At 70.5% G+C, this 13,357-nt stretch carries 14 protein-coding genes; 8 read left to right on the top strand and 6 right to left on the bottom strand.

The window, feature by feature from the left end; translation table 11 throughout:
- Positions 1-91: 91 nt before the first annotated feature.
- The 4 genes from ACZOOI_RS37755 to ACZOOI_RS37770 all read left to right on the top strand — a co-directional run bounded on the left by ACZOOI_RS37755 (position 92) and on the right by ACZOOI_RS37770 (position 3,765).
- Complete coding sequence (locus tag ACZOOI_RS37755; protein ID WP_465284083.1) at positions 92-958, top strand: M23 family metallopeptidase; 867 nt, start codon at positions 92-94, stop codon at positions 956-958.
- A 270-nt stretch (positions 959-1,228) separates the two neighbouring features.
- Complete coding sequence (locus ACZOOI_RS37760) at positions 1,229-1,732, top strand: nuclear transport factor 2 family protein (protein WP_465284084.1); 504 nt, start codon at positions 1,229-1,231, stop codon at positions 1,730-1,732.
- Positions 1,733-2,024: 292 nt separating this feature from the next.
- The gene (locus tag ACZOOI_RS37765) at positions 2,025-3,071 is read left to right on the top strand and encodes a zinc-dependent alcohol dehydrogenase family protein (RefSeq protein ID WP_465284085.1); all 1,047 of its coding nucleotides are present in this window, start codon (positions 2,025-2,027) and stop codon (positions 3,069-3,071) included.
- A gap of 298 nt (positions 3,072-3,369) precedes the next feature.
- Positions 3,370-3,765, top strand: a complete 396-nt coding sequence (locus ACZOOI_RS37770) for a hypothetical protein (protein WP_465284086.1) — start codon at positions 3,370-3,372, stop codon at positions 3,763-3,765.
- 178 nt (positions 3,766-3,943) lie between these two features.
- Here the strand turns inward: ACZOOI_RS37770 and ACZOOI_RS37775 are convergent, their stop codons facing one another.
- The 5 genes from ACZOOI_RS37775 to ACZOOI_RS37795 all read right to left on the bottom strand — a co-directional run bounded on the left by ACZOOI_RS37775 (position 3,944) and on the right by ACZOOI_RS37795 (position 8,706).
- Positions 3,944-4,393 carry a hypothetical protein gene (locus tag ACZOOI_RS37775; RefSeq protein WP_396005823.1) on the bottom strand — a complete coding sequence of 150 codons (450 nt, stop codon included), beginning with the start codon at positions 4,391-4,393 and terminating at the stop codon, positions 3,944-3,946.
- 175 nt (positions 4,394-4,568) lie between these two features.
- Positions 4,569-5,060 (bottom strand): DUF3291 domain-containing protein, encoded by a 492-nt coding sequence (locus ACZOOI_RS37780; RefSeq protein ID WP_465284087.1) that lies wholly within the window; start codon positions 5,058-5,060, stop codon positions 4,569-4,571.
- An 87-nt stretch (positions 5,061-5,147) separates the two neighbouring features.
- The gene (locus tag ACZOOI_RS37785) at positions 5,148-5,987 is read right to left on the bottom strand and encodes a helix-turn-helix transcriptional regulator (protein ID WP_465284088.1); all 840 of its coding nucleotides are present in this window, start codon (positions 5,985-5,987) and stop codon (positions 5,148-5,150) included.
- Positions 5,988-6,202: 215 nt separating this feature from the next.
- Complete coding sequence (locus tag ACZOOI_RS37790) at positions 6,203-7,444, bottom strand: metal-dependent hydrolase family protein (RefSeq protein WP_465284089.1); 1,242 nt, start codon at positions 7,442-7,444, stop codon at positions 6,203-6,205.
- Positions 7,445-7,854: 410 nt separating this feature from the next.
- Positions 7,855-8,706, bottom strand: a complete 852-nt coding sequence (locus ACZOOI_RS37795) for a helix-turn-helix transcriptional regulator (protein WP_465284090.1) — start codon at positions 8,704-8,706, stop codon at positions 7,855-7,857.
- Between the two features lie 87 nt (positions 8,707-8,793).
- Between ACZOOI_RS37795 and ACZOOI_RS37800 the strand changes: the two genes are divergently transcribed.
- From ACZOOI_RS37800 to ACZOOI_RS37815, 4 genes are all read left to right on the top strand, one after another.
- Entirely contained in the window at positions 8,794-9,606 is an 813-nt protein-coding gene (locus tag ACZOOI_RS37800; RefSeq protein ID WP_465284091.1) for an SDR family NAD(P)-dependent oxidoreductase, read from the top strand.
- 157 nt (positions 9,607-9,763) lie between these two features.
- Positions 9,764-10,198, top strand: coding sequence for an SRPBCC domain-containing protein (locus ACZOOI_RS37805; RefSeq protein ID WP_465284092.1), 435 nt, complete (start codon positions 9,764-9,766; stop codon positions 10,196-10,198).
- A complete protein-coding gene (locus tag ACZOOI_RS37810; protein WP_465284093.1) occupies positions 10,195-10,533 on the top strand; it encodes an ArsR/SmtB family transcription factor in 339 nt (112 codons plus the stop codon). The genes ACZOOI_RS37805 and ACZOOI_RS37810 overlap by 4 nt, the downstream gene beginning before the upstream one ends.
- A gap of 444 nt (positions 10,534-10,977) precedes the next feature.
- Positions 10,978-11,226: a hypothetical protein gene (locus ACZOOI_RS37815; protein WP_465284094.1), complete on the top strand. Its 249-nt coding sequence runs from the start codon at positions 10,978-10,980 to the stop codon at positions 11,224-11,226.
- A 140-nt stretch (positions 11,227-11,366) separates the two neighbouring features.
- On the opposite strand, the gene gyrB is transcribed toward ACZOOI_RS37815, so the two are convergent.
- Positions 11,367-13,340 carry a DNA topoisomerase (ATP-hydrolyzing) subunit B gene (gyrB, locus tag ACZOOI_RS37820; RefSeq protein WP_465284124.1) on the bottom strand — a complete coding sequence of 658 codons (1,974 nt, stop codon included), beginning with the start codon at positions 13,338-13,340 and terminating at the stop codon, positions 11,367-11,369.
- Positions 13,341-13,357 lie beyond the last annotated feature (17 nt).

Raw genomic sequence — 13,357 nt, forward strand, 5'->3', positions numbered from 1 at the left:
ACGCTTGCGAGATCGTACGTAATTACGTAACTTCGAAGTATCGAGACTTCAGGTTCGACCGACATCGCGAATCGACTCGGGGAGCGCCACGATGCCTGTCCGCAAGTCCCTCACGGTCCTGTACCGCTCCTGCTGGATCGCGTTCTTCGTGGTCCTGGTGGCAGGGATGTATTACGACTTCTCCTGGCTGTGGAGCTGGCTTCCGCTGGGACTCCTGATGGTCACCCGACTCCTGGCGGACCAGGCGCAGCCGGAGGGAGCCGGCGGCGGTGACGGCGGCCCTGACGCAGCCGACGGCCGGGCCGACTCCGGTGTTCGGTCTGCGGTCGAGGTGGAGGCGCCGGTGGCCGGGCGGTGGCGGGCGTTGAACAGTCCGGCCGACAAGGTGCCCAGTCACGGCACGCGGGCCTATGGCCAGGCGTACGCGATCGACATCGTCGCGGAGCCCGACGGGCGGCCTCGGCCGAGCTTCGGGTGGTGGCCGGTGGTTCGACGCAGTGGTGCGTTCCCGGCCTTCGGCGCACCGGTTGTGGCGGTGGCGGATGCGACGGTGGTCCGGGTAGCCGACGGGCAACGTGACCATCTCAGCCGCAACTCGTTCCCGGCGCTGCCCTATCTCCTGGTCGAGGGCGTGTGCCGGGACCTGGCCGGCGCCCGCCGGCTGGTCGGGAACCATGTGATCCTCGACCTGGGCGAGGGGGTGTACGCGCTGTACGCCCATCTGCGGCGCGGGTCGGCGGTCGTGCGGGAAGGCGAACGTGTGCGGGTGGGCGACGAGTTGGCCCGTTGCGGCAATTCGGGGAACTCCAGTGAGCCGCACGTGCACTTCCAGTTGATGGACGACCGGGATCCGGACGTGGCGCGTGGGATTCCGTTCGCCTGGCGCGGGATCGGGGTGCCGGCGAACGACGAGGTATTCACCGCGCCCGGTGTGCTCAGCCGGCCGGGGGCCGGGTGACGCGCCTCGGAAGCATTGGTCCGATTTCTCCTCCAGCCGAGGAGGGATCGGGCTCGCGGGCCGCACGGCCGACCGGCGCGAGCAGGATTGTGCGGTGTCGGGTGGGTGGGCGGATGGACGGCGGGCGGGGCCGGGCGTGCGTCGGGTGCGTGGGTCGCGCGGGTGGGCCCGGTGGGCCGGGTGCGGGCGTTGCGCGGGTGGGGCGGGAGGCGGAGCGCGACGGCCGATTGCCGCCGGCGGGTGGGTGGTTCGGGTGGTCACGATGGGTTCATGAGTTTCGAGAGCAAAGCCCCGACAGGGGCGACCGAGGCCGCGCGTGGGCCGATGATGCCGCCCGCGCACGCGCCCGCCCCCGAGCGTGCCGCGCTTTCCGTCCTGGAAACGTTCTTTGCGGCCGAGGCCGCCTACATCGCGGGCGGCGGTCGGGGCAAGGCGAGCTTTGCCGAGCTTGCCGCGTGTCTCGCGCCGGACGTGGTCATGTACCAGTCGCCGGGTCTCCCTTACGGCGGCCCTCGCTACGGTCCGAGCGGGATCGAGGACTTCATGGCCGCGATGAGCGAGGCGTGGCGGGAGATGGAGTTCCTCGAACAGCGCTTCGCCGTCGACGGCGAGTCGGTGGCGATCCTCAACCGGGGTCTGTTGACCGCGCGTGCCACCGGCCGGGTTCTGGACACCTGGGTGATGCAGATGATCACCGTCCGGGACGGCCTGATCACCGAGATTCGCCCGTTCTACTGGGACACCAAGGCGGTGGACGCGGCCCTGATGCCCTGACGCCCCGACCCCCGACACCCCACTGCGCCGCCGCCCGACGCGTGGGGCCGGCTCGGGTGTTCGGTCGGCTCGTCACGGCCGCAGGTGGGTGCGGTGGCCGGCCGGTCGGCCGGCCGGTCGCGAAATTACCGATGCGCTACTGATTCCGCAGCCGCGTGATCTCCGTAGGGTCCATTTCGGCGGCGGACGATGCGCGGTCGAGTACGGCGGCTCATCGGCGTCGTCGCACGTCAGGTCGGTTCGGGGGCGCAAGCCTGCCCGACGAGAACGCACCCACGAAGAGGACGAGTTCATGGCGCACACGCAGCAGGGCACGACCGCGGTCGGCTACCACCTGGACCGGCCGCAGGACGGCCTGGACGGACTGGTCCTGCGGGAGGAGGAGGTGCCTCGGCCGGGCCCGAACGAGGTGTTGATCCAGGTGCGGGCGGCCTCGCTCAACCGGCGGGACCTGATGATCCTCGACGGTACGTACGTCATCCCGCCGACGCCGGGCGTGGTGCCGCTGAGCGACGGCGCCGGCGAGGTGGTCGCGGTGGGCGAGGGGGTACGGCGGGCCGACGTCGGCGACCGGGTCGCGGTCACCTACTTCCGGAGATGGATCGACGGCCCGATGACGCTCCCGCTGGTGAGTGAGCAGTACGGGGCCAATCTCGGCGGAATGCTGACCGGATATCAGGTCGTCGACGAGGAGTCGGTGGTACGGATTCCCGAGCACCTGTCCTACGAGGAGGCGGCCACGCTGCCGTGCGCGGCCGTCCTGGCCTGGGCCGGGTTGACCACGGGGCCGCGGCCGATGGTCGCGGGGGACACCGTGCTCGTGGTCGGCGCGGGTGCGGTGGCGCTGTTCGGCGTGCAGTTGGCGGCGGCGTCGGGTGCGCGGGTGATCGCGGTCGCGTCGGGCGCGGACAAGGCCGCGCGGCTCGTGGAACTGGGCGCGGCGAAGGTGGTGGACCGGCGGATCACGCCCGACTGGGAGTCGGCGGTGGCCGGACTCACCGGCGGTCGGGGCGTCGACGTGATCCTGGAGGCGGTCGGCGCGCCCACCATCGCCAAGTCGATCGCGTCGATCGGCTTCAACGGGCAGATCTCCCTGGTCGGCGCCTTCCCCTCGGACGGAACCGGCTTCGACCCGAACGTGTTCAACGGCCGCTTCTTCAGCGTCCAGCGACTCGCGGTGGGCAACCGCACCACCTTCGAGCACCTCAACACCGTGCTGGCCGAGCACGGGATCCACCCGGTGATCGACCGTGTCTTCGCCTTCGACGAGGCCCCGAAGGCCTACGAACACCTGCGCACCGGCGGCCCCTTCGGCAAGGTGGTGATCACACTGCCGTAGGCCGGGGCGCGGTCGAGGGGTGCCCGACGTGCGAACAACGGGCAGTCCCCCCTCGAAACGTGGCCGGGGCGATGCGCACCGGCGGCCCGGTGGGTTGCCGGACCGTGCCGGCCCCGGGCATGCTGAGTGAGCCGGCGATGATGTGGGCCGGGTGCGGATTGCGGGCGTGCGGGGGTGCTGGGCGTGGCGAACGTCGGGAGCAGGCGCACGGGCGCGGGCTGCGACCGGTCCGTCGGTCCGGGTGGGTTTCGTTAGGTACGCCAGGAGCAGAGACCTGGCGGTGTATCGACGGAGTCCCATGTCTCGCACCGCACATCACCCGACCCCGCGCCGGTGGGAAGCCGGTTCCGATCGGGCCTCCGGGGCGCCTTGGCGTGCCGTGGTCCGCTTCGACCTGCGCTACAGCGCCCGGGTCCGGGCGGAAGCCGCGCGCCTGGGCCGGCGTCCACACCCGCAGCGGGTCTGCCGGCGAGTGGGTGTCTACGCCTGGGGGCGGTACAACACCTCCGACGGCGCGCTCGCCGCAGCCGCGACGCGTGCCGAGCGGCAGGAACGGTCGCGACTTCGCGCGGGTGTCGCGGTGCTACGGGCGCTGGTCAACGACCGAACCGGGCGGGGGCTCGACCTGGATGCGGCGGACGCGGTGGAGATTCCGGCGGCGCGCCATCGCCGGAATGAGTTGCACCAGGCTTGATGGTCGGGGGTTGCGGGCTGGTCTGGTGGTGGTCGGGTCGGGGTCGGGGTCGGGTTGTGTTGTGGTCGGGTGGCCGGTGATCGGGTGATGGAGGGTGGTTGGCGGCGCCGGCCGGTGCGGCGTCGTCGGGTTGCGGGATTGGCTTCCGCAACGTGTGCCCGTTTGCGGATTTCGGTGGTCAGTCCTCGGTGAAGTAGGAGTACGGGGCGACGGATACGCCTTCGACGACGGCTCGTTCGTCGTCCTCGTCCGCTTCGGGGTCGAGGTCGGTGGCCTGGCGGGAACCCATGGACCAGATGGCGAATCCGGCCCGGAAGGCGTAGCCGATGTCGGTTTCGGTGCCGGTGTGGCCCAGGGCGGTCAGCTCCGCGACCACCTCGTCCAGGAAGCGCCAGGTCAGTTGTACGCCGTCGAGGTGGACCTCGGCACGGGTGCCGGCGCCGTGGCCGAGTTCGACCAACTCGACCGTGTCGTCCGGGAGATAGCAGATGACCAGGGTCGGATCGGTGCGGTAGACGGCCCGGGAGCGGCCCGGCCCGTGGACCGGCTCGCCGATCCGGGCCTCGACCCGCGCCCGGGCGTCACCGACCTCGACGAGCGCGACGCCGCGCCCGGGGATGATGTTCATCCGCGTCATGGTGCCGGCCGGGATCCTCCGCTCGGGAGGTGGGCCGGGGTGGGCCGGGTGTGGCCGCCCGGAGACGGCTCGGATGTGTCCGGGCACGATCGGGGCGCGATCCGCGCGCGTTCCGTGCCGGGTTGCGGCGTGAGCGCATGCCCGTCGCCGGCTGCCGCCCGCTTCGTCAGGCGATTTCGGCCGGCTCGGGTGCCCGCTCGGGTTCCGGCGCCGGGAAGCGGTTGCGGAAGGTGAAGGCGTAGGGGGTCGGGCCGTGTTCGCGCAGGTGGTCCAGGCGGGTCCGGCCGTCGGCGGAGGTGGGGATGGTGCCGGCCGGGAGCCACCACAGGACCTGCGACATCTCGGCGATGTGTGCGAACCAGTCCTGGCGGCGGCGCAGGTATTCCAGATGGCCGCTGCGGTAGACGAAATCCCAGAGCCGATCCGGGTTCTCCCAGACCGACATGGTCACGATCGTGTCGGCGTCGTACGGGCGGATGTCGGTCGCGTCGGCGACCCCCTCGTCCTCGCCTTTCAGCCGCCAGACGAAGCCGGGAGCGTGGTCCGCGAGTTCGTTCACCGGATCGAGGCCGGCGACGAAGTCGGCCATGGTCGGGGTGTCCAGAGGGGCGAGCATGCGTGCCACGTTGAACTGCGCGATGTGGTGTGTCGAGGGCATGGGATCACCTCACCAGGTCCCGAGCTATATGTCAACGAGAATTGTTTTTAGAGATTCTGCGGCGAGCAGGGGTGCCGGCGGCGCGGTTCAGTCGGCCGGTCCCTCCTTGTCCGGCACCTCGTCCACCACCTTGTCCACAACCTGGTCCACCACCTCCGTCACCTGCTCCAGGACCACGCAGCAGCGTCCGGGTACCGAGTCGAGCCGGGCCCGGTAGGTGCTCGTACCCAGGCCGTCGAGGAGCCCTTCGAGGAGCGCCAGATTCATCCCGCACACCAGCGGCGGGAAATCCTCGGCCAGTCGGTGGAAGGGGCAGTTCCGGAGCAGGATCCGGGAGGGGGTGTGCGGCGGCTCGTCGGCCGCCGACGCCGCCGGGACGGACCCCTGCTCGGGATCCGGGACCGGCTCGTACCCGCGTGCCGTCAGCGCCGCGACCACACGTTCCCGTGCGCGTTCGTGCTCGTTCGCGCCTTCCGGCTCCGCACCCGGCCCCGGCCCGACAAGTGTGCGCCCGGCGTCCCGCCCGGTGTCGTACGCAGCCGCATGTACCGCCCGATCCGCGCCCGCTCGCTCGACCGCGTCCGCCAGGATCTGCCCGGCCGTGTCGTAGGCCCGCGGCGGCAGCGTCACGGTGGTCTCGACCGCGCTGCGCCGGTACAACTTCGCCGGCCGACCGGCGCCCGGTCCACTCCGACCCGCGGGCCGCGCAAACTCGGTACTCAGCAGTCGCGCCTCGACCAACTTGTCCAGGTGGAACGCCGCGAGCGTGCGCTGGATCCCGACCGCATCGGCCGCCTCCGCCCGCCCGACGGGGCCCTGGGCCGTGGCGACGTAGCGGTACAGGGCCCGGCGTACCGGATCGGCGAGCACACCGACCGCATCGAGTGCGTCGTCACCGGGCGGGGGAGGGGAAACGAGGTCGGACACAACCGGAGTGTAGGCGAGCCGGCGCGGGCACTCCCGGGACGGGCCGGCCGAGTGCGGCAGCACGGGCGGCCCGGTCGAGGTGCGGGCCCGGGACGGGCGGCTTGGTTTGTGGCGGTTTTGGGGTCGCGGTCGCGCGGGGGGATGTCCGGTGGATTACCCGGTGTCGCTCGGTGGGTGCGTGCCGGCCGGGTGGGCAGAACAGGCCCGGCCCGCCCTCACCGCCCCGGCGGCAACGCTCCCGCGACCACCGCGCCGCCCTTGAGCACCGTCAGGGGGGCCCGGTCGGCCAGTACGCCGATGTCGATCGTCGGGTCGGCGTCCAGGATCAGCAGGTCGGCGACCCGGCCCGGTTCGATCCGGCCCAGGTCGTCGCCGCGTCGGGCCAGTTCGGCGCCGTTGCGGGTGGCCCAGCGCAGGACGTCGAGCGCGGTCACGCCCGCGTGCTCGGTGTACAGGCGCAGCTCCGCGCCGTACATCCCGTGCGGGAAGCCGATCGCGCCATAGTCGTCACCGAGCACGAACCGCACACCCGCGGCCTGCGCCCTGGGGATCATCGCGTACATGTGGTTCAGATCGGCCCGGATCGCGTCGGCGGCGAAGCCGAGTCCGGAACCCATGAAGCCGAGGAAGTGCTTCGGGAAGTGCAACGAGGGCACCACGAAGGCGCCGGTGTCGACGAGTGCGGCGATCACCTCGTCGTCCATCTCGTCGCAGTGATCGACGATGTCGATGCCCAGTTCGAGCGCCATCATGATGGCCGGCTTGTTGACCAGGTGGGCGCGGATCAGCACGCCGCGCTGATGGGCCGCCTCGATCGCGGCGGCCAGTTCGGCGCGGCTCATCTCGATCCGGTCCTTGGGAGCGGTGGTGCCGTGGCCGCCGGTGACGAACAACTTGATCACGTCCGCGCCGCGCTTGATCTCCTCGCGTACGCCCAGCCGGAAGCTCTCCGCCCCGTCGCACAACCGCACGGCCCCGGATGCGCCCATGCCCCAGTGCCACGGCACCCCGTCGTTGGAATGTCCGGTCGTGGACAACTCGCGCGAGGATGCCCAGAACCTCGGGCCCGGGATCAACCCGTCCTCGATCGCCCGCTTGACGCCGCCCTCGACGTCGTTGGAGCCGCCCGCGCCGACCACGCCCGTATAACCGAGTTCGAGCGCGGTGCGCAGGTTCTTCGCGGCGATCAGCGCCTGGTAGGAGGGCGGGAACTCGTTGCCGTACGGCGTGTTCGGCTTCGAGCCGAGCTCGTGATAGGTCGAGTGGAAATGGCATGTGAACATGCCGGGCATCACGGTGCGGCCGGCCAACTCGACGACCACGTCCCCGTCCTGCGGCTCGGGCCGCTCGGCCCCGACGGCGACGATGCGCTCGCCCTCCAGCACCACGGTGCGGTCGGCGACGGCGGCGTTGTTCCCGTCGAGCAGATTGGCCCCGGTCAGTACCAGACGAGTCACGGCAGCCCTCTCTCCCGCCACGGAATATGACACAACGTCAGATGCGGCGTGCAGCCATGTATGGCAGACGGGCCGAGAGGAGACAAGGGGCATGCCGGACGCGGACGCGGACGCGGGCATCGGGGACGGCGACCCGGTCCCCCGCCCGGGGTTGCGGCGCCGGCGCGGACGGGCTCTGCCGCTTCGTGGCCGCGCCGGGCCTGCGCGGTGAGTTGCGGACGAGGCGAGAAGCACGGAACCCGGCGCGGATCTCCGGCACCTGTTCGCGTTCGGCGGTTGCCCCGGTTCGGCTCGCGTTCGGCGGTTGCCCCGGTTCGGCTCGGGTCCGGCGGTTGCCCGGGTTCGACTCGGGTTCGGTGGTTACCGGGTTCGGCTCGCGTTCGGCCGTTGCCCCGTTTCGGCGGCTCCGTTCAGCCGGGTACGTCCAGGCGTTGGGTGCCGACGACCGACAGCAGGCGTAGCGCCTCCTCGGCGGGCGAACCGGGCGCCGCGGTGTAGATCACCACGCGCTGGTCGCGGTCGGTGATGTCCAGGACGTCGCAATCGACGGTGATCGGACCCACCAGCGGGTGCTGAAGGGTCTTGCACAGGGTGGGCTCGGCGCATACGTCGTGCGACGCCCACAGGTCGGCGAACTCCGGGCTTCCGGACAGGAGTTCGCGTACCAACTCGGCCACCTCCGGATCGTCCGGGTAGCGCGCGGCGGTGGCGCGCAGGTGTCGGGCCGCAGTGCGCGCGAAGGCGTCCGAGTCGGACAGGCCGTACAGCCGCCGATCCTGCGGGTGCGGCCCCAGGAAGACCCGGCGCACCAGGTTGCGGTCGCGCCGGGACAGGGCGGAGAAGTCCTCCATCAGGGCCGCGGCCAGATCGTTCCAGGCGATCACCTCGTACGTCGCGGACATCACCAGCGCGGCCGCCTGCGGTAGGCGGTGCAGCAGGTCCAGGATGCTCTGCCGTACCTCCCGCGAGGGCCCGGCCGGTGGACCCGGCGGGGCGCCGGCGAGGTGGTGGAGGTGATCGCGCTCGGCGTCCGACAGCCGCAGGGCCCGGGCCAGTCCGGCCAATACCTCGCGCGAGGGGCGCGGCGCGCGGGCCTGTTCCAGTCGCGTGTAGTACTCCGTCGAGATGAACGCCAGTTGCGCCGCCTCCTCACGGCGCAGCCCCGGGGTACGCCGGCGCGCCCCGGCGGGCAGGCCCACGTCGGCGGGGGTGATGCGCTCGCGCCGGCTGCGCAGGAACTCGCCCAGTTCTCGTCTGTCCACACCCCCAGTGTGCGCGGCGGCGTCGATGCCCAGCCAGGTACCACCTGTGCCTGGCTGGGCACCGCCGGCGGCGGCAGGCTCGCCGCCATGGACACCACCCCGAACACCACCACCCCGAACACCACTCCCGCCGTCGTCCGGGACGGTTTGCTGGCCGGCAAGGTCGCCTTCGTCACCGGCGCCGGCAGCGGCATCGGCGCCGCCGCGGCCCGGCTGTTCGCCCGGGAGGGCGCCCGGGTGCTGCTCGCGGCGCGGACGGAGAGCCGGCTCAAGGCGGTCACGGAGGACATCCGGGCCCTGGGCGGCATCGCGGACTACACGGTCTGCGACTTGGCGGACGCGGACGACGTACGCGCCGCCGTCGACCGTGTCGTGCACCTGTACGGCCGGCTGGACGTCGCCTTCAACAACGGCGCGACGGGCACCCCGCCCGGTCCGATGGACCAGGTCCGGGAGGCGGACTTCGACCACGTCTACACGGTGAACCTCAAGGGCACCTGGCTGGCCATGGTCGCCGAGGTCACCGCGATCCGCGCCACCGCCGGAACCGGGGCGATCGTCAACAACTCCAGCGTCGGCAGCCTGTGGGGCAATCCCGAACTGCCCGCCTACGGGGCGATGAAGCGAGCGGTCAACAGCCTCACCGAGTCGGCCGCCGTCACGTACGGCCCCGAGGGCATTCGGGTCAACGCCATCGCCCCCGGCACCACGCTCACCGAGATGGTGCGCGAGTGGGAGGACAACTCCCCCGGCGTCATCGAGCGCCTGAACGCCCGGACGCCGCTGGGCCGCGCCGCCGACCCCGAGGAGATCGCCCATGCCGCCGCCTGGCTCCTCAGCGACCGCTCCTCCTACGTCACCGGCACGGTCCTCCGCGTCGACGGCGGCATGAGCGCTTGACGCCCGGGGGCCGGGGAGGGGGAGGGGTGACGGGCCGGGCTTGCCTGTGTCGGCCACACTCATTGCGCAACATAAGGTTGCGCATTGCCGGTGTGCCGATTAAGCTCATGCGCAACCGATGGTTGCTTATTGGAGGTCCGCAGTGGAGTTTGGACAGTTGGAGCGCGAGATTCGCATCGACGCGGCGCCGGAGGTCGTGTTCGATGTGGTGAGCCGTCCCGAGCACATCAAGATGTGGTGGTCCGACGACGCGTCGTTCGAGCCGGTGCCGGGCGCGGTCGGCGAACTGGTGTGGGGCGATCGTGCCGCGGTCGAAGCGATCACCGTGATCGATGTGGATCCTCCGCACAGGTTCACCTTCCGCTGGGTCGCCCCTGCCGGTCAGCTGCCCGATGCGGGCAACTCTCTCCTGGTGACCTTCGAGCTCGAGCCATCCGGTGACGGCACGATTCTGCGCCTGACCGAGAGCGGCTGGCGGGAGCGGGGCTGGGAAGCCGCTGTGCTCGAAAATGCCTTCCACGACCACGAGCGCGGCTGGGACCTGTTCCTGCCCAGGCTGCAGGGCTACGCCCCCTCCGTGGTGGCGCGATGACCGCCGCCGTCGACGATGAACTCTGGTCGGCGATCGGTGACCCGATCCGGCGTCGCCTGCTCGACCTGCTGCTCGCGGAGGGAGTCGGTACTCCGACCGGCCTGAGCGATCGTCTCCCGATCTCGCGCCAAGCGGTCACCAAGCACCTGGGCGTCCTCGATCGCGCAGGTCTCGTACACGCGACACCGATGGGCCGCGAGCGGCGCTACGAGGTCGACGAGGAGCAACTCGGCCGCGCCGTCCGGCAACTGAATGAGGTCGGCAAGACGTGGGATGCGCGACTGAACCGCATCAAGCGCATTGCAGAAGAGATCGAGCGTCGGAAACACGACTGACCGAGAGGCCGAGGGACCGCCGGCCCCCCGAAGCCTCCGGCAATCGCGGTCGCGACGGAATTCGCCGGCGCCATGACCGGGACGATCGCCAATCTGTCCGCCGGCGCACTTGTCGACTGAGAACGCCGGGTGCGATCGGGCCGACCAGGCCGAGCTGCTTCGCTCCCCGCACGTCCCGGGTGCGCGCCGAGTTCCGGTACGGCCGGCTCGCTCGTATCCGCGCACGGCGAGTGGTCGTGCAACGGGGCGGGTGCGTCCATGCATTGCTCCTCCGCGACGACGTGGGCTCGGTGCGGTCCGCGGCCCGACGGCACGCTGCGAACGGGTGTCGGCCGTGTGAAGCTGGAGGAGGGGACGGCGCGAAGTACTCGAGCGGTGGTACGGCGCGACGGGTGTGACTGCCCCTGCGTCCGTACCAGCGCGTCTCTGCACCAGGAGGCCGTCATGACGGAGCAACGCAACAGGAGCGTCACCATCCCGGCGGAGTTCGACGGACTGATCGGGGAGTTTCGCGATCTCCTCGCCAAGTACCCCGAGGCGTCCCGGTACTTCTCGCTCGCGTACCACCCCGCGGACGAAGGAGAGGAATCGGGATTGGGTACGGCAACGACGGCGGACTTCTCCCAGCCCGTCTTCGAATGCTCGGAAATCGAACCCGGATTCGTCGTGTGCAGGCGCGTCCACGAGCAGTGACCAAGCAGCTGCTTGGAGGACGCTGTTTGAACGACGCTGCTTGAAGGACCTCGACGACCTCGACGACGACGAGCAGGTCTTGACGCGGCCGGGGCCCGCGTTCGCGGGCCCCGTACCGGGAGGGCGCTACTGCCGCCGGCTCAGATGTCGAGGAAGCGGACGTCCTTGGCGTTGCGCTGGATGAAGGAGCGGCGGGCTTCGACGTCCTCGCCCATGAGCACCGAGAACAGGTCGTCGGCCTGCGCGGCGTCGTCCAGGGTGACCCGGCCGAGCACGCGGTGGTCCACGTCCATGGTGGTGATGCGCAGTTCCTCGGCGTTCATCTCGCCCAAGCCCTTGAAGCGCTGGATGGTGTCGTCGCGCAGGCGCTTCCCGCTGTCGGTTCCGCGGGTGAGCAGCGCGTCGCGCTCGCGGTCGGAGTAGGCGTACTCGAAGTCGTCCCGGCTCCACTTGATCTTGTACAGCGGTGGGCGCGACAGGTACACGTGTCCGGCCTCGACCAGCGGGCGCATGAAGCGGAACAGGAAGGTCAGCAGCAGGGTGTTGATGTGCTGACCGTCGACGTCGGCGTCCGCCATCAGGATGATCTTGTGATAGCGCAGCTTCTCGATGTCGAAGTCCTCGTGCACACCGGTGCCGAAGGCCGAGATGAGCGCCTGGACCTCGGTGTTCTGCAGGATCTTGTCGATCCTGGCCTTCTCGACGTTCAGGATCTTGCCGCGAAGCGGCAGGATCGCCTGGTACATCGGGTCACGGCCGGACTTGGCCGAGCCACCGGCCGAGTCGCCCTCGACGATGAAGATCTCGCACTTCGTCGGGTCGTTCGACTGACAGTCCGACAGCTTGCCCGGCAACGAAGCCGACTCCAGCAAACCCTTGCGGCGCGTCAGCTCACGGGCCTTGCGGGCCGCGACGCGCGCCCTGGCCGCCTGGATCGACTTGCGGATGATGTCCGCGGCCTCGTTCGGATTCCGGTCGAACCAGTCGTTGAGGTGCTCGTGCACGACCTTCTGCACGAAGGTCTTCGCCGACGTGTTGCCCAGCTTGGTCTTGGTCTGACCCTCGAACTGCGGGTCGCCGAGCTTGACCGAGATGATCGCCGTCAGACCCTCCCGGATGTCCTCACCCGCGAGATTGTCGTCCTTCTCGCGCAGGAACTTCCGCTCCCGCGCGTACCGGTTGACCAGACCCGTCATCGCCGCCCGGAAGCCCTCTTCGTGGGTACCGCCCTCGTGCGTGTGGATCGTGTTCGCGAAGGAGTACACGCTGTCGGAGAACCGGGTGTTCCACTGCATCGCGACCTCCACCGACAGCAGGCGCGCGGTGTCCTCCGCCTCCAGCGAGATGATCGACGGGTGGACGGGCTCGCCCTTGCGCGCGTTCAGGTAATTCACGAAGTCGACGATGCCGCCCTCGTAGAAGTACGTCACCGTCCGCGCCGCCGGCTCGGACACGTCCGTGTCCGGGTCGTCGGCGCCCACCGTGGCCTTCGCGGATGCCCGCTCGTCGGTCAGCGTCAGGGTCAGGCCCTTGTTCAGGAAGGCCATCTCCCGGAAGCGGCGCGACAGTGTCTCGAAGGAGTACTCGACGGTCTCGAAGATGTCGCCGTCGGCCCAGAAGGTCAGCGAGGTGCCGGTCTCGGAGGTCTCCTCGTGCTGCTTGAGCGGGGCGGTCGGCACGCCCTTCTCGAACTCCTGGCTCCAGCGGTGCCCGGCGTGGCGCACCTCCGCCTCCACCCGCGTCGACAGAGCGTTGACCACCGACATGCCCACGCCGTGCAGACCGCCGGAGACGGCGTAGCCGCCGCCGCCGAACTTGCCGCCCGCGTGCAGCACCGTCAGGACGACCTCCAGGGCCGGCCTGCCCTCGGACGGCACGATGTCCACCGGGATGCCACGCCCGTTGTCGACGACCCTGATCCCGTCGTCGGCCAGGATCGTCACGTCGATGCGGTCCGCGTGCCCCGCTAGGGCCTCGTCGACCGAGTTGTCGACGATCTCGTAGACCAGGTGGTGCAGACCGCGCTCACCGGTGGAACCGATGTACATGCCAGGCCGCTTGCGGACCGCATCCAGGCCCTCCAGGACCTGGATCTGGCCGGCGGTGTAGGACATGTCCCCCACGTTGCCCG

Source organism: Embleya sp. L77 (genome assembly GCF_055557415.1).

Coding starts and splice junctions, on each gene's coding strand:
- ACZOOI_RS37755 (WP_465284083.1), top strand. CDS start 92: ATGCCTGTCCGCAAGTCCCTCACGGTCCTGTACCGCTCCTGCTGGATC.
- ACZOOI_RS37760 (WP_465284084.1), top strand. CDS start 1,229: ATGAGTTTCGAGAGCAAAGCCCCGACAGGGGCGACCGAGGCCGCGCGT.
- ACZOOI_RS37765 (WP_465284085.1), top strand. CDS start 2,025: ATGGCGCACACGCAGCAGGGCACGACCGCGGTCGGCTACCACCTGGAC.
- ACZOOI_RS37770 (WP_465284086.1), top strand. CDS start 3,370: ATGTCTCGCACCGCACATCACCCGACCCCGCGCCGGTGGGAAGCCGGT.
- ACZOOI_RS37775 (WP_396005823.1), bottom strand. CDS start 4,393: ATGAACATCATCCCCGGGCGCGGCGTCGCGCTCGTCGAGGTCGGTGAC.
- ACZOOI_RS37780 (WP_465284087.1), bottom strand. CDS start 5,060: ATGCCCTCGACACACCACATCGCGCAGTTCAACGTGGCACGCATGCTC.
- ACZOOI_RS37800 (WP_465284091.1), top strand. CDS start 8,794: ATGGACACCACCCCGAACACCACCACCCCGAACACCACTCCCGCCGTC.
- ACZOOI_RS37810 (WP_465284093.1), top strand. CDS start 10,195: ATGACCGCCGCCGTCGACGATGAACTCTGGTCGGCGATCGGTGACCCG.
- ACZOOI_RS37815 (WP_465284094.1), top strand. CDS start 10,978: ATGACGGAGCAACGCAACAGGAGCGTCACCATCCCGGCGGAGTTCGAC.
- gyrB (WP_465284124.1), bottom strand. CDS start 13,340: ATGTCCTACACCGCCGGCCAGATCCAGGTCCTGGAGGGCCTGGATGCG.